General features: G+C 65.4%; 13 protein-coding genes. 3 read left to right on the forward strand and 10 right to left on the reverse strand.

Annotated features, from left to right (window positions below):
* Positions 1-92 precede the first annotated feature (92 nt).
* The 4 genes from ABIC35_RS01155 to ABIC35_RS01170 form a co-directional block, all read right to left on the reverse strand.
* Positions 93-2,969: a TonB-dependent receptor domain-containing protein gene (locus ABIC35_RS01155; RefSeq protein ID WP_121078410.1), complete on the reverse strand. Its 2,877-nt coding sequence runs from the start codon at positions 2,967-2,969 to the stop codon at positions 93-95.
* 472 nt (positions 2,970-3,441) lie between these two features.
* Complete coding sequence (locus ABIC35_RS01160; protein WP_147425911.1) at positions 3,442-4,029, reverse strand: hypothetical protein; 588 nt, start codon at positions 4,027-4,029, stop codon at positions 3,442-3,444.
* Positions 4,030-4,661: 632 nt separating this feature from the next.
* Positions 4,662-5,153: a hypothetical protein gene (locus ABIC35_RS01165; RefSeq protein WP_147425913.1), complete on the reverse strand. Its 492-nt coding sequence runs from the start codon at positions 5,151-5,153 to the stop codon at positions 4,662-4,664.
* Between the two features lie 433 nt (positions 5,154-5,586).
* The gene (locus ABIC35_RS01170) at positions 5,587-6,345 is read right to left on the reverse strand and encodes a hypothetical protein (RefSeq protein WP_183049438.1); all 759 of its coding nucleotides are present in this window, start codon (positions 6,343-6,345) and stop codon (positions 5,587-5,589) included.
* Between the two features lie 562 nt (positions 6,346-6,907).
* Between ABIC35_RS01170 and rplJ the strand changes: the two genes are divergently transcribed.
* Both rplJ and rplL read left to right on the forward strand, forming a co-directional pair.
* Positions 6,908-7,423, forward strand: coding sequence for a 50S ribosomal protein L10 (gene rplJ / locus ABIC35_RS01175; protein WP_121079556.1), 516 nt, complete (start codon positions 6,908-6,910; stop codon positions 7,421-7,423).
* A gap of 60 nt (positions 7,424-7,483) precedes the next feature.
* The gene (rplL, locus tag ABIC35_RS01180) at positions 7,484-7,861 is read left to right on the forward strand and encodes a 50S ribosomal protein L7/L12 (RefSeq protein WP_121078416.1); all 378 of its coding nucleotides are present in this window, start codon (positions 7,484-7,486) and stop codon (positions 7,859-7,861) included.
* Positions 7,862-7,946: 85 nt separating this feature from the next.
* On the opposite strand, the gene ABIC35_RS01185 is transcribed toward rplL, so the two are convergent.
* The 6 genes from ABIC35_RS01185 to ABIC35_RS01210 form a co-directional block, all read right to left on the reverse strand.
* Entirely contained in the window at positions 7,947-8,645 is a 699-nt protein-coding gene (locus tag ABIC35_RS01185) for a hypothetical protein (protein WP_147425915.1), read from the reverse strand.
* Between the two features lie 451 nt (positions 8,646-9,096).
* On the reverse strand, positions 9,097-9,627 hold the full coding sequence (locus tag ABIC35_RS01190) for a hypothetical protein (RefSeq protein ID WP_121078420.1): 531 nt from the start codon (positions 9,625-9,627) through the stop codon (positions 9,097-9,099).
* Positions 9,628-9,749: 122 nt separating this feature from the next.
* Positions 9,750-10,307 (reverse strand): hypothetical protein, encoded by a 558-nt coding sequence (locus ABIC35_RS01195; protein ID WP_121078422.1) that lies wholly within the window; start codon positions 10,305-10,307, stop codon positions 9,750-9,752.
* 192 nt (positions 10,308-10,499) lie between these two features.
* Positions 10,500-12,407, reverse strand: coding sequence for a CocE/NonD family hydrolase (locus ABIC35_RS01200; protein ID WP_121078424.1), 1,908 nt, complete (start codon positions 12,405-12,407; stop codon positions 10,500-10,502).
* A gap of 127 nt (positions 12,408-12,534) precedes the next feature.
* Positions 12,535-13,848, reverse strand: coding sequence for a hypothetical protein (locus ABIC35_RS01205; protein WP_121078426.1), 1,314 nt, complete (start codon positions 13,846-13,848; stop codon positions 12,535-12,537).
* 210 nt (positions 13,849-14,058) lie between these two features.
* Positions 14,059-16,350, reverse strand: coding sequence for a TonB-dependent receptor (locus ABIC35_RS01210; protein WP_121078428.1), 2,292 nt, complete (start codon positions 16,348-16,350; stop codon positions 14,059-14,061).
* A gap of 373 nt (positions 16,351-16,723) precedes the next feature.
* Between ABIC35_RS01210 and rpoB the strand changes: the two genes are divergently transcribed.
* Positions 16,724-20,869, forward strand: coding sequence for a DNA-directed RNA polymerase subunit beta (gene rpoB, locus ABIC35_RS01215; RefSeq protein ID WP_121078430.1), 4,146 nt, complete (start codon positions 16,724-16,726; stop codon positions 20,867-20,869).
* Positions 20,870-20,974: the final 105 nt, after the last annotated feature.

A 20,974-nucleotide genomic window follows, 5' to 3' on the forward strand; every position in this document is an offset into this window, starting at 1 on the left:
TCCGCTTCCGGCTGTGATCGGGGCGGCGCCGAGGCACGAAAAAGGGGCCGGGATTGCGCCCGGCCCCTTCTCCCCTCCTCGGAAGCGGCGACTTACATCTTGTAGCTGAGGCGGATGTAGCCGAATTGGCCCGGCACGTCGTAGGTGGTCGGGTCGAAATTGTTCAGGCTGCAGCTGCTGCAGGCCGGCGGATCCTGGTTGAACAGGTTGTTGACGCCGAGGGTCAGCGCGGTGCGGTGGTCCATCCAGGCCGGCGAGAAGGCCAGCTGGATATCGCCGTAGAAGCGGCTGCCCAGCCGGTTCGCGCCGGCATTCTCGGTCACGCCGCTGATATAGCGGCCGGTGAAGGAGGCCGAGATGCCGCCGAGCGACCAGTCGATCGTGCCGTTACCCTTGAACTTGGGGAAGGCCTGGTCGGGGCTGCCGCGCTCGGTGCCCGCCCGCTCGATGACCACGGCGCCGTTGGAGGCGGCGAGCGTGTACTTCAGCAGCCAGGTGGCGTTGGCGGCGAGACCGAAGCTGCCGACGCCCGTCTCGGGCGAACGGTAGCGGAAGGTCGCGTCGATCCCGCGCGTCTTGATGCTGTCGAGATTGTCGAGCGTCGCGTCGATCTCGTTGATGATGCCGTTGCCGGTGCGGATCACCTGCGAGCAGGCGCTCGCGTCGCCGAGCAGCGCGCAGTTGTTGAGCTTCACATTGGCGTCGAGCGCGGCGATCGCGTTGGTCACCTTGATCTGGTAGTAGTTGACCTCGAGGCTGAGCGCGCTGGCGAAGCTGCTCGACCGCGCCCAGGCCGGCGAATAGACGCCGCCGAACAACAGGCTGCGCGACTTCTCCGGCTTCAGGTTGCGGTTGCCGCGGGTGAGCACCGGCAGCTGGCCGCCCTGGTCCTCGGCATAGCTGCCATTGGCCGGCACGCCGTTGGCGATGCAGTTGGCGCGGACCGTGGCGTTGGTCTGGAACAGGCCGCCCGCCGCGCTGGTGCAGGGGTCGTTCGCCGGAAGGTCGAAGCGCGAGCGATCGCCGAACAGCTCGCCCAGGCTCGGCGCGCGGAAGCCGGTCGCGTAGGAGCCGCGCAGCAGCACGTCGGCCACCGGCTTCCACAGCCCGATACCGGTATAGGTGGTGCTGCCGCCGCTGATCGAATAATCGGCATGCCGCACCGAGCCGTTCACCTCCAGCGAGTTGAAGAAGGGCTTGTCCTTGAGCAGCGGCACGCGCAGCTCGCCGTACACCTCGTTGGAGTGGTAGCGCCCGGCCGACGGCTTGGACGGGATGTCCGCGCCCAGGCCCGCGGCGATGATCGGATCGGGCGTGAAGCTGCCGAACTGCACGCGATGCTCATACCCCACCGCAAAGCCGATCGGCCCCGCCGGCAGATCGACCAGGTCGCCGCTGAGGTTGGCGGTATAGTCGAAGAGCTGCTGGTTGCTCTTATCCTTCTCGGTAAAGCCGATATAGTTGAGCATCGCCGGGGTGATCGTGCCCGCGCCGCCGAACAGGTTGAGCGGCACGCAGTCGCCGGTGCACTGCGCAATCGGCCCCAGCGCCCGCGCCACCCGGTCCGCGCGCAGGTTGCCGGTGAAGCTCTGGTGCGCATCGTTCACGCCGAACGCGGCGGTCGCGTCCCAATACCATTTGTGCGCGCCGACCTGGAACGAACCGTCGAGCGTCGCCGAGCCGGTGAAGGTATCGACATGCTGGTCGAACGTCCGCTGCCCGGCCTCGACCACGCGGCGCGCGAGGAAGCTGTAATTCTTGTTCGGCCCCGAACCCTGCAGCGTCACCCCGAACGGGTTGTACGGGTTGGTCGCATCCACCGACATCGTGTCGAACAGGCTGCCCGCGCCGTTGCCCGCATCGGGGCCGATGAACAGCGGCTCGAACGCCGCCTGGTTCTGCGAGTTGCGCCGGTTGTACGCCGCCTTCACGTGCAGGTTCACCACCGGGCTGAACTGCTGCTTGAAGCTGAACCACGCGCCGTAGCGCTCCGACGGCGTGAGGATATAGTTGTAGGGCGCGAAGTTGAACCGGTCCGCCGCGGTGAACGGCCGCAGATTGGCCAGCGTCGGGCTGCTGTTGGGCGGATTGGCGATGGTGAAGTTGCCGAAGGCGAGCCCCGGCAGCGGCCCGGCATTGGTGCGGGTATCAAAGCGCCCGTTGACCGCCGCGCTGCTGCACCCGCCGACCGGATCGGTACACGCGCTTTGCCCCGGATTGGGGAACAGCGAGATCGCGCGGTCGCCCGAGCGCACCGCCTCCTGCTTCACATAGGTGCCGCCGAACACGAAGTTGGTCGTCGGCCCCTTGATGCCGTAGCTCAGCGCATAATCCTGGGTGTGGCCGTCGCCCTGGCGGAAGGTGCCGAACTGCGCCGAGGCGCGCAAGCCGACCTGCTGTGCCACGGTGATGATGTTGACCACCCCAGCGATCGCGTCCGAGCCGTAGAGCGACGAGGCGCCCGACTGCAGCACCTCGACCCGGTCGATCATGTTGCCGGGGATGGTGTTGAGGTCGACCGTCGCGGGAATGCCGCTGCCGCTGGTGCCCGGCACATAGCGGATGCCGTCGACCAGCACGAGCGTGCGCTTGGAGCTGAGATAGCGCAGGTCGATCTCCGCCGAGCCCGCGCCGACGCCGCCGCCGTCGGGCGGGTTGCCGAGATTGCCGCTGTTGTTGACCTTGCTGTTCAGCCCGCCGCTGGCGCTGGGGATCCGCTGGAGCACATCGGCGATCGAGGACAGGCCGGTCCGCGCGACGCTGGACTGGTCGATGCGCACCACCGGGCTTTCGTCGGCGAGCGGATCGCGGCGGATGCGCGAGCCGGTGACGACGATCTCGCCCTGGGTGCCGGCATCGGCGGAGGCGCCGGCGGCGCTATCCTGCGCGAAGGCGGGCGTCGCTGCCATCCCCATGGCGAGCGCGAGTGCGGCGAGACTGCAGGTAGTACGTCGATACGATGCGTGCATATGGGTCCCCTCGATCCAAGCCGTTCTGTGCGACACCCTCTCGGTCATGCTTTGCAACAAAACTGACGCGTGGGATGGGCTTGGCAAGGGGGGATTGCGCGATTTGGTTAAAGATTGAAATTGTGTTGCCATGGGGACACGCCGTGGGATGAGCCTACCCCCCGCATTCTACCGCGCGTCGAGGAGGCGGAACGCCTGACTTTGGGACATTTCGAGGTTCGCACGCGACCTTTTGAATGGTGGCTTTTGCCGGGTCAGAAGGTCACGTGGCATGATCGTTTTCCGAGCGAAGGTGTCCACCGGTGGATGAAGTCGAACGGTGCATATTCCCCAATGGCGCTGGACTGCAGGGTGGATGTCGCGAGCTATCTTCTAACAATCCAGAACCTGACGCTTTCGTAGATGTCCTGTCAGCCACTCTGAAAGCTGTGCATGCAACCCGTTGCAACGCTTCCGCGCAACCGGGTGAAGCTCAATCCTTACGCAAGGTTACTTCCGCTTCGTAGTCCGGCTCCTCGATCTGGCCGTCCTCAGGTTCGCGATCTGCCACGTCGATTACCTCATCTAGGTCAGGATAGTAGCTGGCCGGCTCGTATGCCTCGTCCTTTGGCCAGTACCCGTGGTCCTTGAGCCGTACAATCCGGTCAACCGACCGCCACAGCATCGTGCTAAGGACCATCACCGGATCCTTGCCGAACACCTCTACACCACGCTCACGTAGGGCTTCGTACAATTCGCCACGGGGTACCGGTTTCCCTCGTTCTTGGATGATCTTAAGAGCCTCAGTCACGACGTAATCGCGAGGAGGGTTCCTCGGCTTACGCGGAGGAATTGGCACATCGCGACAAATCGGAAGGATCGTCGTATCCGCGCGCTCGGGTGGGCCCTGCACGTTATTCGTACGGCGCCATACGGCCAGAAATTGGTCCGTCACGGCGAGGTCGCTACGGAGCGCATCGCGTTCCCTGTGTAGGTTCTCAATCTGTGCATCGATCGCGCGCAATCGCTCCATGAGTTGGTCACGGAGTAGAGTTGGGTTCAGGGCGGGTACGTCGTCCACGTCGGCCTCCACGTGTAGGTTCACTAAGGCAATACACGCTTGGGCATACAGCGCAAGATACAGCACTTGCCCTTTGTATATTTCTGGATTATGATGGCGGTGCCGCGTGCGATAGCTTCAGTGCACGGGGCGACGCCCGCGAACCCTGAGGGGGTTCGCGGATCGTCTGTTTTAACTGTGTGTCTGCACAGCGGGGGTGCTCTGACCCCGCAGATTGGTAACTCGGGATGCTTGCGCTTCCCTTCGGGTCATCGGGCTGGTTGCAGCCAGTCCGTTTCCCACTGCTCATATTAGGGCAGCGATACCGGTCGCCGGGACGCCTTGCAGGGCGTCCTAGCGGCCTTTCCTATAACGCACTTTGCGTTGCGTGTCTAATTTGACGCTACAGAAAAGGCCTTAATAACATGTCTACCTCGAAGAAGCAGACCTCACCCTCGGTATCTACGCTGGCTTCCAACGTCCTCGCGGGACGCCTGTCGCCCAGCAAGGCTCAGATCGCTACACTCGCTGGCGCGGCTCTGAGCAACGACGAAACCAAGGGTCAGGGTCGCCGCCGATAAGCGGCTTCGATAACGTTATCGGAGAGGGGCGTGGCGAAAGCTGCGCCCCTTTTTTTCGGCCGCCGCGCGGGTTTAGCTCCCGCTATGGTACAGAATGATCGTGAGGATTGCAGCGAGCATCTTCCGGTGTCCTTCCTCCATTTGATCGTACTCCAACTGACCGCGCTCGATTGCCGCGCAAACTCGACCCGTAGCCGCGCGACGAAGGTGCTGCTGGTCGATATCATCGAAGCCGCCCCGCTCTAGTATGTGGAAATAGTCCGCTCCAACCCAGCGATTGCCCCGCTTTGTCACGCCTGATTGCGGGTGCGAGGCGAGGTAATTGGCAATGACGTCCTCGTCGTCATGATAGCGATCCGGTCGAAGGATCGCCGCGATACACTCGATCAGTTCGTTAAGGTTTTCAGCGAAGCTGCCTTCTTCTGGTTTATATCGCTTCGCATCGTGATCCCACATCAGTTCCCAATTGAGCCGAATATGGCTGAGCGGACGCAGCACCTCGTGATCAAGAAGGTCGCTCCAGGCGAAAAATGCGCGGCGGCGGCTGGCCGTAGATTCTATCATTGGTTAGGCTTTCTTTACGTTGCCTTTGAGATAGCGCGGGTAGCTAGACGCTGAACAGACGCCCGTCTCCCGCTGGACACTGCCCGAACGGCTATCCAGTTTTCCATCACTTTTGAGCTATTCAGGTGCCGACCGGAGCGTTTACCCGCCTCGCAGTTGGGATGTACGACAAACAGGTGTTTTCCCACAGCAGGTCACTCGCCCCTTCTCTCTCAATAAGTGGATAACTGGCACTGCTTCACGAAGCTGCACATCGTGTTCGCGCAGGGTGAGCGGCAGATATCAAGAGAAGCAGCCGTCCAAACCTTTGCTGAAGAACGGCGTGAGTTGGTCGGAAGCTAGCGCACCAATCAAACGGCAGTGCCGCACCCCTCGCAAGGGGGACCCTGCGGCACTGCCGGAGACGCGACGCGCCGGGCCCTGCGCGCCGCCCCTACCCCTTATCCCGCCGCAACCGCCGCTCCACCCGGTCCAGCTCCCGCGACAGCCGCGCCAGCGCCTGCTCGCGGGGGATGCGCGGCACGGCGAAGCCGGTGTGGGGCCGCCCCTCGACGATCTCCGGGCGGCGATAGCCGAGCAGCAGCAGCGCCTCGCGCGGAGTCATCCGGGTGAGCGGGTCGGTCTCGTCGATGGTCTCGCGCCATTCGCCCAGGTCCTCGCCGGTCGGGTCCAGCGAGCGCAGCGCATTGTCGAGCAGCGCGAGTTCGAGCCGCTCATAGCCCTCGGCCAGCGCCGCCTCCATCGCCCGGGCAAAGTCCGCCGAGCGCCGGCGCCGGGCATAGATGGCGTTCCAGCCGATGCCGGTCGCCTCTGCCGACAGCCGCACATTGGCGGTGGCGGCGAGATGGGCGAGGAAGCGGCGCTCGCCCTCGGTGGTCAGCACCCCCTTGGGGGCGCGGCGCACCTGCACCGCGCGGCCGCGCGAGGCGCGCACGCTATATTCGCCGCCGCCGGTGCGCGCGGCCTCGCCCTCCGGGGTGGGGCACGGCGCCCCGGCGGCGAGCTGCGCCTGGGCATAGGCGAGGGCTGCGTCCCATTGGCTCGCGAAATCGGGGTTGCGCGCGCGGCGCTTCTGGAAGGTCTTGCGCGTCTGCCCCGCTGCCTCGGCGGCCAGGGTGACGTTGGCGGTGCGGCGCAGCGCCTTTAGGAAGCGCTGGTTCTCGCGGGTACGATCGGCCCTGGTGCCGCGCATGTTGCCCTCCCTGTTGCCCCCGGTTGGTCGGCGGGGAGATGGGTGTTCCGCTTTTGTTCTGCAAGGGCAGCCTTCAGATCCTCCCCCGGAGGGGGAGGGGGACCGCCGCCGAAGGCGGTGGTGGAGGGGTGTCCCCGCTGGTAGGGACGTCCACCGCACCAGCGGTGACACCCCTCCGTCAGGCCTGCGGCCTGCCACCTCCCCTTGCAGGGGAGGATCGCATGCCCCCGCCCCACCCTTGACTTGCCCCCCGAATCCGCTATTGGGCGCGCTCCTTCTTCGGAAGGAATCCGTCCGAGACAGCGAGGGGCCGGGATTTGCCGGTCTTGAAAATACTCGCCTAGACGGGGACAGAATTTACCGGCGGCTTGGCCGGCCTCTAGCGCGGATGCGCGGGCGGCCCAAGCGTTCCGGGTCACGCCCCAGGGATTTCCCCGGCCTCGTGACGATCCTTCCCCTCGGACAATTTGAGCCTGGCCCGCGTTTCGTGCGCGGGTCGTGAACCGGGGTTGCCCCGTCCGCTTCGTGCGGGAAGGGCAGCCTCATGTATGAGGAGACCGGCATGGATCGTTCCCAGAAGGCCGACGCCGTTGCCGAGCTGAACCGCACCTTCAACGAGGTTGGCGTGGTGGTTGTCACCCGCAATCTCGGCATGACCGTCAAGCAGTCGACGGACCTGCGCAACAAGATGCGTGCAGCCGGCGCGACCTATAAGGTCTCGAAGAACAAGCTCGCCAAGATTGCCACCCAGGGCACCGATTATGCGGTGCTCGCGGACCTGCTGACGGGTCCGACGGCACTGTCCACCTCCGTCGATCCCGTGGCTGCGGCCAAGGTGGTCTCGGACTTCGCCAAGACGAACGACAAGCTCGAAATCGTCGGCGGCGCGATGGGCAATGTGCTGCTGGATCCGGCTGGCGTGCAGGCACTCGCCTCGCTGCCGTCGCTGGACGAGCTGCGCGGCAAGCTCGTGGGGCTCATCGCAGCACCCGCGACCAAGCTCGCCACGATCACCCAGGCACCGGCGGCGCAGATCGCCCGCGTGCTTGCGGCGTACAGCGAAAAGCAGGCTGCCTGAGCTTCGGCTTCGAGCGACCTTTATTCTATCCCGAAACTATTGAACTGATTGGAGTTTATCATGGCTGACCTTAACGCGATCGTCGACCAGCTTTCCGCCCTGACCGTGCTCGAGGCCGCTGAGCTCTCGAAGCTGCTCGAAGAGAAGTGGGGCGTTTCGGCCGCCGCTGCCGTCGCCGTTGCCGGCCCGGCCGCTGGTGGCGCCGCTGCCCCGGCTGCTGAAGAGCAGACCGAGTTCGACGTGATCCTCACCGGCGACGGTGGCAAGAAGATCAACGTCATCAAGGAAGTCCGCGCCATCACCAACCTGGGCCTCACCGAAGCAAAGGCGCTGGTCGAAGGCGCTCCGAAGCCGGTCAAGGAAGGCGTGTCGAAGGACGAAGCCGAGAAGATCAAGAAGCAGCTGGAAGAAGCTGGCGCGACCGTCGAGGTCAAGTAAGCACTTCCCAGCCGGTTTCAAGGCTTGGATATTGGAAGGAGGCGGCCCGGCAACGGGTCGCCTCTTTTCTTTTGTACCGATCAACTCACGGTTGCGGCGGCGCGTAGCGGATCGCGGCGAGCGCCGGTGGTGCCGGACGGTCCAACCAGATCGGGCCCGGCCGGGCGCCCTGTCCCGCCGCCCCGAGCAAGAAATCGGCGCCGAAGCGACGGAGGCTGAGGCCGCTGCGCCAGCGCAGGTCGCACAGCAGCATCGCGACGAACATGGGCCTGCCCCCGTGCGTCACCACGTGCAGTTGCTCCCGATGAAGAGTAAGCCGGGCCGGCAGCCGCAGTCGGCCGCCTGCCGCCACGTCCACCGGGCTGCCCTGGTTCTGCGGTGGCGGGCCGGCATGGAACGCTGCGCGCCAGCGATCCTGGTCTGGGCTGGCACTGATCAGCGCGAGCGCGGGCCGGAGTCCCTCGGCCGCTTGCGACGCTGCGTTGGCGACGTCGATTTCGAGGTCGAACACCACCGTCTCGGCCAAGAAGGCAATCTGGGCGGAGACGATTTCGATCGCGATCGGGTCGGCCGGGGATGAGAGTGCGGGACGCGGCGCGGCCGCTGCGGCCGGACTCGCCGGCGACGTCGCGGTCGGTTCGGGCGCTGCCGGGACCAGCCTTCTGCGGAACCACCATCCCGCTCCTGCCGTCGCCACCAAACCGAACGCGCCCAGCAGCAGCCACGACCAGTTGGACCGATCCTCGAGTGGCGCGGGCGGAGCCTGCGCCGCGGGCACGGTCACGGGCGCGACCGGTCTCGACATCGGGGGGACAGGCGGGCGCGGCTGGAGAGAAGATGTAGGCGTTGGTGTCGCCGCGGGGCTGGGCACCGCGTTAGGCGTGGCTTTGGGGCGCGGCTTGGGCACCGGGACCGTCACCGGCTGCACCAGTGGCGAGGACGTCGGCGATGGCGAGGGCGACGGCGACGGAGTCGGGCTGGGTGTCGGCGTGCCGGGCAGGCGAAATCGCTCCGGCAGCACGCCGGGGATCGTCTGGGGGGCAGGATCCGCAGCAGGCGCGTCCTGCGCCCAGCCGGGTGCGCCGAGCGCCCCCACCATAATCATCCCGAATGCTGCGCGATGCCTACCCCTGTTCACGCATCGAGATTGATCCGCCGAAGCTTAACGCCGCCTGCACCTGCAGCGCGCCCACCAGCCCCGCGCGACGACACGTTGGGTGTCGTCGTCGGATGGCTCAATTCTTGTGGCGGGCGGCGCGCGTCTCGTTGCGGATACGCTCGGAACGGGCGCGTTCCATCCGCTCGATCCGCTCGCGTTCAAGCCGCTCGCGATCCTCCCGCGCGAGTTCGTCGCGCTCGCGATCCTCCCGCGCCATGCGCTCGGCGATGCGCAGGCGGATGGCTTCCAGTTCGGGCGAAACTTCCTCGCCGGTCGTCTGCTTGCGGCGCGCATCATGGCGGCCGACAGCCTCTTCGGCAGCGATACGATCAGACCAGTGGCGGACCGGCAAGGGCTGCTTCTTGCCCTTTGGCTTGCGGTTCTGGATCCGAAGCATCGCGATACGATACATGCGAAACATCTTGCCGGCATGCAGACCGGTAAGCAGTGCCGCGAGCAGCGCCACGCCGATATAGATGCCGCTGTTCGGCTGCGGTGCCCGCAGCACCAGCAGCACCATCAGATAGCTGAGCAGCGTCATCAGCACGCAATAGGCGCCGAATTCCAACGACATCATCAGATAGTGACGGACGGTATTGGACTTCATGAACGCAATCCCCATCGACGGCCCCCTTCGCGTGCACCCCACGCACCGCCGCCGTTCTTTGGCACTGCATCATGAAGCAAGCGCGTTAATGAATCCTAACCGAAGGTGAAACGAACGCCGCTTCAGCTGCGGAAAATCGGAGGGCGCGCAGCCTCCTCCTCCTCGATTTCCTTCTGCAGCAGGCGATCGGCGATACGGCTGCGGATCGCCTCGACCGTCATGTTGGGATCGATGGTGAACTCTCCACCCTCCTCGTCCGGGTCGATCCCAAGCGCGGCACAGCGTTCGCGATAGGCTCGTTCCAGCACTTCCAGCCGTTCCAGCAGCCGCACCCGCTCGGCATCGCCGCCACGCGCCTCCAGCCGCTCGGCGGCGATCCGTTCGGACCAGCGCAGCGTACGCCGCTCCTCTTCCGTCATCTGCGCCAGTTCGATGACGAGATCGTCTGGGAACATCGCCAGGCGCCGCATCGCCCGCTTGTAGCGGCGGAACATCCGCACGGCATAGATTCCGCTGAACAGGGCCATGCCGATGCAGGTGTTGATGTACCAATCGGAATTGGCCTGCGGCGCATAGGTGACGAGCACGTACATCGCCGCGCCGATGCCCGTCATGAATAGGAAATAGACGAAGAACTCGATGGTCTCTCGAAGATACCCTCGAATAGCCGCGACGTTCATGGCCTGCTCCCGAAACACAGCGATGACATGGCTGTTTGTTCCGGGAGAGACTCAACCTGAATTTGCTTAAAAAATGATGCAGATACGCAGCAATTACTTCCGGATTTCTACCTAAGTCTAGGTACTTATCCGGAGCCAAGCAACGTCGGGAACAGAGCTCGCCCTCGCGCCTGCGAGGGCGAGCTCTGCGTTTCAGCGCGCCTTGGCCGCGCTCTGGTCGACCGGCACCACCGGCAGCAGCACCGAACTCGACTGCTTGCCGCCGTACAGGATAGTCACCGTCGCCTTCTGGTAGTCACCCGGCTTGGCGAAGAAGATGTTCTCCACATATTTCTGCGGGTTGCGATCATAGACCGGGAACAGGGTCGACTGGATCTGCACCATGATGCGGTGGCCGGGCAGGAAGGTGTGGTTCACCACCGGCAGACGGAACTTGTATTCCTGCACCTTGCCCGCCGGGATCGCCGAGGGGTGCTCGAACGAGTTGCGGTAGCGGCCGCGGAAGATGTCCATCGCGATCGGCAGCTGGAAGCCGCCCATTTCCTTAATGGTGGCGATCTCGTCGGGATAGACGTCGATCACCTTGACGACGAAGTCGCCGTCGGTGCCGGTCGTCTTGGCGAAGATGTCCGCCAGCGGCGTCCCCGACAGGCGCACCGGCTCCTTGAGCACCGGGGTCGCATAGGTCAGCACGTCCTGGCGGCCGTCGACGAAGCGCTGGTCGGTGACGAGATAGGTGCCCCAGCGGCCGTCGCTGAAGTTGATCGGGCGCGGCAGGTACGGCACCGGCTTGGCGGGATCGGAGACATAGCTGTCCTCCCCTGCCCCGGCCTTGTCGAAACCGGCGGCCTCGCCTGTGCCGAGGTATAGTGGCGTGAGCTGCGCGCCGAGCGGCCACTTATTGAGGAAGTCCCAGTGGTTCTCGCCGGTATTGTAGATGCTGGCGACCGGCGGGGTATATGCCGGCGAACCGTCCTTCAGGTGCGCGTTGAAGAACGGCAGCAGGATGTCGCGGCGGGCCTGGAGCGCGGTGTCGCCATCGAAGTTCAGCTCGCCGAGCTTCGAGCCGTTATAGTTGAAGCCCGAATGGCGCCACGGGCCCATCAGCAGGAAGTTGTTGGTCGCCTGGGGCGTCTTCTGCAGCTCCTCCCAGGCGTGGATCGCACCATACATGTCCTCGTGATCCCACAAGCCCTGCTCCCACAGCGTCGGCACGTTCGAGGGATTGGCGGCAAGGATCTTGTCGAGCGCCTGGCCCTGCCAGAAGGCGTCGTAGGACACATGCTGGCTCAGCTTCTGCCAGAAGGGCAGCTGGTCATAGCCGTACTGCTTCGCCCAGTCGCCCGCCGAGCCTACCTTGCGGAAGGTGTCGTAATCGTCCCAGCCGCCATTGGGCGGGGTCGGACCGCCGGCCTTGTAGCCGGTGATGCCCGAGATCCAGCCGATATTGGGCAGACGGAACGCGCCGTGGTGGAACCAGTCGTCGCCCATCCAGCCGTCGATCATCGGGCTTTCGGGTGCTGCGACCTTTAGCGCCGGGTGCGGATGGAGCAGCGCCATCACCACCGTCCAGCCTTCATAGGACGAGCCCAGCATGCCGACCTTGCCGTTCGATTCCGGCAGGTTCTTCACCAGCCAGTCGATCGTGTCCCAGGCATCGGTGGTGTCGTCGACCTTAGTGGGGTTGAGCGGCCCGACCGGCGGACGGGTCACGACGAAATCGCCCTCGGAGCGATACTTGCCGCGTATGTCCTGGAAGACGCGGATATAGCCGGCCTGGGTGAACACCTCGTCGCCCTGGGCCAGCACCGAGAGCATCTTGTTGCTGTCGGTGCGGCGGACGCGGTTGTACGCGTCATATGGCGTGCGGGTGAGCAGGATCGGCGCGTTCTTGGCACCCTTGGGGATCACGATCGTCGTGAACAGTTTGGTGCCGTCGCGCATCGGCACCATCACCTCGCGGCGGATATAGTCCTTCGAGCCTTCCGGCAGCACGAACTTGGCCGGGATGTCGTTGAAGGGTTGCGCCTGCTGTGCCTGGGCGGCCGGGATCAGCGCGGTCGTCGCGAGCGCGGCGAGAACGAAGGTACGAAGCTGCATAGTGTCTCCCCAGAGAACCGAGGCTCGAGGGGATAGTGTTACATTCGTAACATGGGAAGCCGGCACATGGAAAAGACCCGCGCTCCCTTTTGAGAGCGCGGGCCGGTTGAAGGTAAGGATTGGCCGATCAGGCGTGGGCGGGGGTGCCGAGCAGTTCGGCCTCGAGGTCCTCGACCAGATGCGGGCGGGTGGCGCCGATCGGACCCACCCCGTCCGCCGCCGGTGCGGCGCGGCCGATTCGGAAGGCGGCGCTGGTGCGACCCTCGCGACCGTCGGGCAGACGATAGCGCGCCTCGGCGACGACGACCGGGGTGAAGGTACGACCCAGCTCACCCTTCGGCACCGCGAGGTGCGCGTCGACGCGGGTACCGTCACCGGCATCGATCGTCACCGGCGGCACGTCGGCAGCCGGACCGTGGCTGGTGAGCAGCTGTTCCATCTCGCTCCCCTCGGCATCGGCGAGCAGGAAGGTCGAGATGCGCACGTCGCGGGCGGCCGTATCACCCGAGTTGCCGACCGTCAGCTCGATATCGACCAGCGCCTCTTCCTCGCTGGTGCCGGCACGCACCGGACGCAGGCCCAGCTCGAGCCACGGACGATTGGCGACCGGCGCGGGCGCGTCGACGACATGTTCGAGCACAGCCTCATCGGCTTCGGCCAGCTTGGCCTCGACATGGGCCTCGGCAACCGGCTCCGCGATCGGGTGGCGATCGGCGACCGGGGCCATTACCGGCGCGGCGGTGGCAGCGGCGAGACCGATGTCACTGCGCGGTGCTACCGGCTGCGGCGCGGGGCGCCGTGCCGCGGGCTCGGTGGTGGTTGCGGTCTCGCGCACCAGCAGGTCCTCGTCCGTGCGGCGGCGGCGAAGCAGGAAGACGGCTGCGGCGGCGGCGAGGATCACGGCGAGGCCGCCGAGGATCCAGGGGACCAGCGAGGTCGAACGGGTAGTCTCGGTGGTGGTCTCCGTCGTCTGGGTTACCTCAGCCGCGGGCGCGGCGGGTTGCGCGGCCGGCTCTGCCGGCTGCGGCTGTGCTACCTGTGCGGGCGCGGGGCTAGCCGCTTGCTGCGTGGGCGCCGTCGCGGGCTGCGCGGCGGGCGCTGCCTGACGCGGCTGGGCAGCGGCGCGAGCTTCGGTGCGCGGCGCGGTACGCTCGGCGCGCGCCGTGCGAACTGGAGCTGCATCGGTGGTCGAGGGCGCCTGGTTGGCGCTGCCGGCCATCTGCTGCTCGACCGAGGGTACCGACTGCACGACCGGTGCGGCCGGGGCCATGCGGACCTCGGGTGCCGGCGCAGCGGCCTGCGGCGCGGACGCCTCTACCGCCGGCGGCGGGGTCACCGTCTGCTGGGGCGCGGCCTCCTGGGCGAAGGCGGGGGTGGCAAGGAACGCGGCACTGATCAACAGTGCGGCGCGGGGGCGGAGCGGGGTCTGACACTGTTTCATGACGTGGGTTCAACGGATGGAACCCGGGATTCGGCCCCCCTTCTGCGGCGAACGGTGAGATCGACCCGACGAGCCGAGCCATTCACCACCCATTCAGGCATGGTTCTTGCCCGCGGAGCCCGCTGAAACATTGTAGCAACTCATTGAAAATAAAGGGGCTTGCCGCCCATTGGCGACAAGCCCCTCGCCTTCATCACACCGATGAAACGATCAGAAGCGACCGGTCAGCTGCACCCCGTAGAAGCGCGGTTCGCCCGGGATATAGGTCGGATCGTTGAACCCGCCGCCGGTGTTGCCGGCATCGAGCAGATACTTCTCGTTGGTGGCGTTGCGGACATAGCCGGCGACCTCGTAGCGGCCGTCGGCGAAGCTCAGGCCCGCCTTGACGTTCACCAGCGTCACCTTGTCCTGCGAGATCGCTTCCTTGTTCGGGATCTCGAAGAAGATCTTGCTGCGATAGGTCACGCTCGGCGTCGCGAAGACGCGGATGCCGTTGCCCACCGGCGCGTCGACCGTGAAGCCGGCCGCCCACTGCAGCCGCGGCTGCAGGCGGAAGCGATTGTTGGCATAGATGCCGTTCGACTTCTTGTCGTCGATCCCGCCGTCGATGAAGCCGGCATTGCCGAACACGGTCAGCCAGCTGACGGGGCGCAGCTGCCCTTCCGCCTCGAAGCCGAGATTGCTGGCGCTGCCGGCGCTCTCGGTGATGCTCGATCCCACCGGGCGGCCCGAGGGATCGTTGGCGTCGGTGACGGTACGGCTGATCTGGAAGTTGTCGTACTTCTGGTAGTAGACGCCCAGCGAGCCCGAGAAGATGCCCTTGGCGAGCTTCACGCCGCCCTCATAGTTCCACACCGTCTCTTCCGGGATGACCGAGGTGGACGTCGCCGCCTGGTTCACGGTCGGCGAGCGACGGCCCTTGGAGATCGTCGCATAGAGGTTGATCGCGTCGTTCAGGCGATACAGCACGTTGAAGCGCGGCAGGAAGGCCTGGAAGCTGTCCTCGCTCCACAAGGTGCCCTTGGTGGTCGTCTGGCCGGGGATCAGCGGCGCCTTGGAGAGCATCGAGTTGGGCGCGACCGAGACATAGCCCGACTTGCGCTGCTCGATCAGCGCGCGGATGCCCGCGGTCACCTCCAGCGCATGGATCGGCATCCAGGTCACTTCCCCGAACATCGAATATTGGTCGTTGATGCCCTTGTTGGTGAAGATCGAGCTGTAGGGGATCTGCGTCGCGGCGCCCTTGGTAAGGATCGCGGTCGCCTGCGCCGCGGTCACCACGCCCGCGGCGTTAACGCAACCCAGCGTCGGGACCAGGTTGGCCGCACACTGGAGATACACGCCTTCTTCGGTTGAGAAGGGCACTTCCTGGCGGTTATTCTCGTGGAACACGTTCAGGCCGAAGCTGGTGCGGACATGGTCGCCGGCATAGGCGAAGCGCGACTCATGGCTGATCTGCGAGCCATAGGCGCCCTCGGCGAATTCGAGCCACGGCGCTGCCGAACCGTCGGCGTCGAATACCTCGAACGAGTCGAACGAGCGATAGCCGTTGACCGTGGTGAAGCTCCAGCCGTCGCCCAAGTCGTAGCGCGCGGTGAGGTTCACGTCATAGACGTCGCGGGTCAGGCCCAGCTTGTCGGTGCCGAAGACCTGCTTCGCATAGGGCGAACCCGACAGATTGGCCGCGCCGAACGGATTGCCCGGACCCTGCGACGTGGCGAAGCGCTTCGAGATGAACGGCGTCCCGCTGTTGCGCTGGCGATCATAGGTACCGATCAGGTCGACGGTCAGCGCCGGGGTCGGCGTGTAGCGGACCGAGGCGCGCAGGCCGAGCTGGTTCTGCGCGTAAAGATCGCCCTGCGTCGGCGAGAGATTCTCGACATAGCCATCGCGCTTCTTCCACTCGCCGGCGACGCGCGCCGCAATCACGTCGTTGCCGACGTTGAGGTGGCCACCCACGAGATAGGCGTTGTAATTGCCATAGCCGGCGGTGAGTTCGCCCGACACGCCGGGCTTCGGCCGCGCAGAGAGGATGCTGACCGCGCCGATCGTCGAGGCGGTGCCGAACAGCGTCGCCTGCGGGCCCTTCACCACTTCGATGCGGTCGACATCGTAGATCGCCTGATAGGCGCCGCGCGAGCGCGAGATGTCGACGCCATTATAGTAGAGCGTGACGCGCGCCGCCTGCTGCGCCGAGCCGCTGTCCGAGGTGATGCCGCGGATCACGATGCCGGGGTTATTGGCGCTCTGCTCCTGGATGTTGAGGCCCGGAACATAGTTGGACAGCTCGTCGAGATCGTCGACGCCGATCCGCTTCATCTGCTCCTGCGTCACCGCGGTGATGGTGATCGGCACGTCGCGCAGCTTCTGCTCGAACTTCTGCGAGGTGACGATGATATCGCCCCCGAGCCCCTCGTCCTGCGACGCCTCCTGCGCGTGCACCGCCGTCGCCGAGACGGTGGCGAGCAACGCTGCGATCAGACCCGTTCTCTTGTAGTGCATTCTTGCCTCCCTTGGTCGGCAGGCCGGTTGGCGCCCGATTGTTAAGTCTTCACGGCGCAGCTGCGTCAGAATTGTTGCGGTTGCGTAAACTGCACATGGCCATTGGCGCAGCCGGGAACCTTTTCCGCGCCGCGGCCCGCGCCCTTTGACATCCCCTCCCCCACCCCCTATATCCCCGCTCTGGCCCTCTGATCGGGAAATGACGCGCCGTCGCGCAGCGCATCGTACGAATGGATCGGAACGGCTTGTCAGACGCCTGTAGAGCTGCCGAATCCCGAGCATCGGGGGTCGCGCGGCCTTTCGGCGTCGATTTGCACGTCCTGGCTCCCGGACAGGGGCACCGAGTTTACGGCTGACGAGGCAACACACACCTATGGCTACCAAGGCAATCGAGGGCGGCACGCTGAAGCGCCGCATCCGCAAGGTGTTCGGCGACATCCACGAAGTGGTGCAGATGCCGAACCTGATCGAGGTTCAGCGCGAATCCTACGAACAGTTCCTGCGGTCGGACCCCTCGATCGGCTATGTCTCCGGCCTCGAGAAGACGCTCCGCAGCGTGTTCCCGATCCGCGACTTCGCCGGCACCGCCGAGCTCGACTTCGTGACCTACGAGCTCGAGGATCCGAAGTTCGACGTGGACGAGTGCCGCCAGCGCGGCATCACCTATGCGGCGCCGATGCGCGTGACGCTGCGCCTCATCGTGTTCGAGGTCGATCCCGATACGGAAGCCCGGTCGGTGCTCGATATCAAGGAGCAGGACGTGTACATGGGCGACATGCCGCTCATGACCGAGAACGGCACGTTCTTCATCAACGGCACCGAGCGCGTCATCGTCAGCCAGATGCACCGTTCGCCGGGCGTGCTGTTCGACCATGACCGCGGCAAGACCCACGCTTCGGGCAAGTATCTCTTCGCCGCGCGCGTGATCCCGTATCGCGGTTCGTGGCTGGACTTCGAGTTCGACGCCAAGGACATCGTCAACGTCCGTATCGACCGCAAGCGCAAGCTGCCGGTCACCAGCCTGCTGTACGCGCTGGGTCTGACGTCGGAAGAGATCCTCAACTATTTCTACAACCGCGTCACCTTCCTGCGCGGTCCGAACGGCTGGCAGATCCCCTTCCAGGTGGAAAACTGGCGCGGTTCGAAGCCGATGTTCGACATCGTCGACGCCAAGTCGGGCGAGGTCGTGTTCCCGGCCGGCCAGAAGATCAGCCCGCGCGCAGCCAACAAGGCGGCGAAGGACGGTCTCGAGACGCTGCTGATCCCGACCGAGGAAATCTTCGGCCGCTACAGCGCCTATGACCTGATCAACGAGGCGACCGGCGAGATCTACATCGAAGCCGGCGACGAAGTCTCGGCCGAGAATCTCGAAAAGCTCGACAAGGCCGGCATCGACCGGATCGAGCTGCTCGACATCGATCACATCGCCACCGGTCCGTGGATCCGCAACACGCTCAAGGTCGACAAGGCCGAAGAGCGCCAGCAGGCGCTGTCCGACATCTACCGCGTCATGCGCCCCGGCGAGCCGCCGACGCTCGAGACCGCGGAATCGCTGTTCGCCGGCCTGTTCTTCGATCCGGAGCGCTACGACCTCTCGGCCGTGGGCCGCGTGAAGCTCAACATGCGTCTGGGCCTCGACACCCCGGACACCGTGACCACGCTGCGCACCGAGGACATTCTCGAGGTCGTCAAGACGCTCGTGAACCTCAAGGACGGCAAGGGCGAAGTCGACGACATCGACAATCTCGGCAATCGCCGCGTGCGTTCGGTGGGCGAGCTGCTCGAGAACCAGTACCGCGTCGGCCTGCTCCGCATGGAGCGCGCCGTGAAGGAGCGCATGTCGTCGGTCGACGTGTCGACGGTGATGCCGAACGACCTGATCAACGCGAAGCCCGCGGTTGCCGCGGTGCGCGAGTTCTTCGGTTCGTCGCAGCTGTCGCAGTTCATGGACCAGACCAACCCGCTCTCCGAAGTGACGCACAAGCGTCGCGTCTCGGCGCTCGGGCCGGGCGGTCTCACCCGTGAGCGCGCAGGCTTCGAAGTCCGCGACGTTCACCCGACCCACTATGGCCGTATCTGCCCGATCGAAACGCCGGAAGGCCCGAACATCGGTCTGATCAACTCGCTCGCGACGTTCAGCCGCGTCAACAAGTACGGCTTCATCGAGACGCCGTACCGCAAGATCATCGACGGCAAGGTGACCAACGAGGTCGTCTATCTGTCGGCGATGGAAGAGCAGAAGCACACGATCGCGCAGGCATCGGCCGAGCTCGACGAGAATGGCGGCTTCGTCGACGATCTCGTCTCGGCCCGCCAGGCCGGCGAATTCCTGATGGCGCTGCGCGATCAGGTGACGCTGATGGACGTGTCGCCGAAGCAGCTCGTCTCGGTCGCTGCCTCGCTGATCCCCTTCCTCGAGAAGGACGACGCGAACCGCGCGCTCATGGGCTCGAACATGCAGCGCCAGGCCGTGCCGCTGGTGAAGGCGGAAGCGCCCTTCGTCGGCACCGGCATGGAATCGACCGTGGCCCGGGATTCCGGCGCCGCGATCGCCGCCAAGCGTTCGGGCGTGGTCGACCAGGTCGACGCGACCCGTATCGTGGTCCGCGCGACGGGTGACGTCGATGCCAGCGAGAGCGGCGTCGACATCTACACGCTGATGAAGTTCCAGCGCTCGAACCAGTCGACCTGCATCAACCAGCGTCCGCTGGTGAAGGTGGGCGACATGGTGCAGGCCGGCGACGTGATCGCCGACGGCCCGTCGACCGAGTTCGGCGAGCTGGCGCTGGGCCGCAACGTGCTCGTCGCGTTCATGCCGTGGAACGGCTACAACTACGAGGACTCGATCCTGATCAACGAGCGCATCGTGAAGGACGACGTGTTCACGTCGATCCACATCGATGAGTTCGAAGTGATGGCGCGCGACACCAAGCTCGGGCCGGAAGACATTACGCGAGACATCCCGAACGTGGGTGAAGAAGCTCTGCGTAACCTCGACGAAGCCGGCATCGTGTATGTCGGTGCCGAGGTCGAGCCGGGCGACATCCTGGTCGGCAAGATCACCCCGAAGGGCGAAAGCCCGATGACGCCGGAAGAGAAGCTCCTCCGCGCCATCTTCGGCGAAAAGGCCAGCGACGTGCGCGACACCTCGCTGCGTCTGCCCCCGGGCGTGGCCGGCACGATCGTCGACGTCCGCGTGTTCAACCGTCACGGCATCGACAAGGACGAGCGCGCCCTGGCGATCGAGCGCGAGGAAATCGAGCGCCTGCGCAAGGACGCCGACGACGAACGCAACATCCTCAACCGCGCGACCTGGTCGCGTCTGCGCGAGATGCTGCTGGGTCAGGTCGCCACCGCAGCGCCGAAGGGCCTGAAGAAGGGCGTCACCATTGACGAAGACCTGCTCGACAGCGTCGACCGCCACGAGTGGTGGAAGTTCGCGGTGCAGGACGACACCATGCAGGGCAACCTGGAAGCGGTGAAGGGCCAGTATGACGAGGCCGTGAAGCGCATCAAGGACAAGTTCGAAGACCGCCGCGAGAAGCTGGAGCGGGGCGACGAGCTGCCGCCGGGCGTGCTGAAGATGGTCAAGGTGTTCGTGGCGGTGAAGCGCAAGCTGCAGCCGGGCGACAAGATGGCCGGCCGCCACGGCAACAAGGGCATCATCAGCCGCATCCTGCCGCAGGAAGACATGCCGTTCCTCGAGGACGGTACGCCGGTCGACTTCGTGCTCAACCCGCTGGGCGTGCCGTCGCGCATGAACGTCGGGCAGATCTTCGAGACCCATCTGGGCTGGGCCGCGCGCGGCCTGGGCCGGAAGATCGGCGACGCGCTCGATGCATGGCGTGCAGCCAACCCGAACCCGCAGGCCGGCGAACCGCCGGAAGCGGTCAAGGAGCTGCTCACCACCGTCTATGGCGACAACTACAAGGACGAGCTGAACCAGCGCACGACCGAACAGCTGGTCGATCTGGCACAGAACGTCCGCTCGGGCGTGCCGATGGCAACCCCGGTGTTCGACGGCGCGGTGGAAGCCGACGTTTCGGCGATGCTGCGCATGGCGGGCCTCGATGAGTCCGGCCAGGTGACGCTGTTCGACGGCCGCACGGGCGATGCGTTCGACCGCAAGGTGACGGTTGGGTACAAGTATGTGCTCAAGCTGCACCACCTGGTCGACGACAAGATCCACGCGCGTTCGATCGGGCCGTACAGCCTCGTCACCCAGCAGCCGCTGGGCGGTAAGGCGCAGTTCGGTGGGCAGCGCTTCGGTGAAATGGAAGTGTGGGCGCTCCAGGCCTATGGCGCGGCGTATACGCTCCAGGAAATGCTGACGGTGAAGTCGGACGACGTGGTCGGCCGCACCAAGGTCTACGAAGCGATCGTCAAGGGCGACGACACCTTCGAGGCCGGCATTCCGGAGAGCTTCAACGTGCTCGTCAAGGAAATGCGCTCGCTGGGCCTGAACGTCGAGCTGAAGAGCCAGGAAGAAGACGACGGTCTGGCCGAGGCGGCTGAATAAGAGAATGCACTCCCCCTCCCGCGTGCGGGAGGGGGCCGGGGGGTGGGCTCCCGGCCTGTAGCGGAGTGATCGGTTGAAACCGGGTGCCCACCCCTTCCCAGGCCT

This window comes from Sphingomonas trueperi, assembly GCF_040545965.1.
GTDB classification, from domain to species: Bacteria; Pseudomonadota; Alphaproteobacteria; order Sphingomonadales; family Sphingomonadaceae; genus Sphingomonas; species Sphingomonas trueperi_C.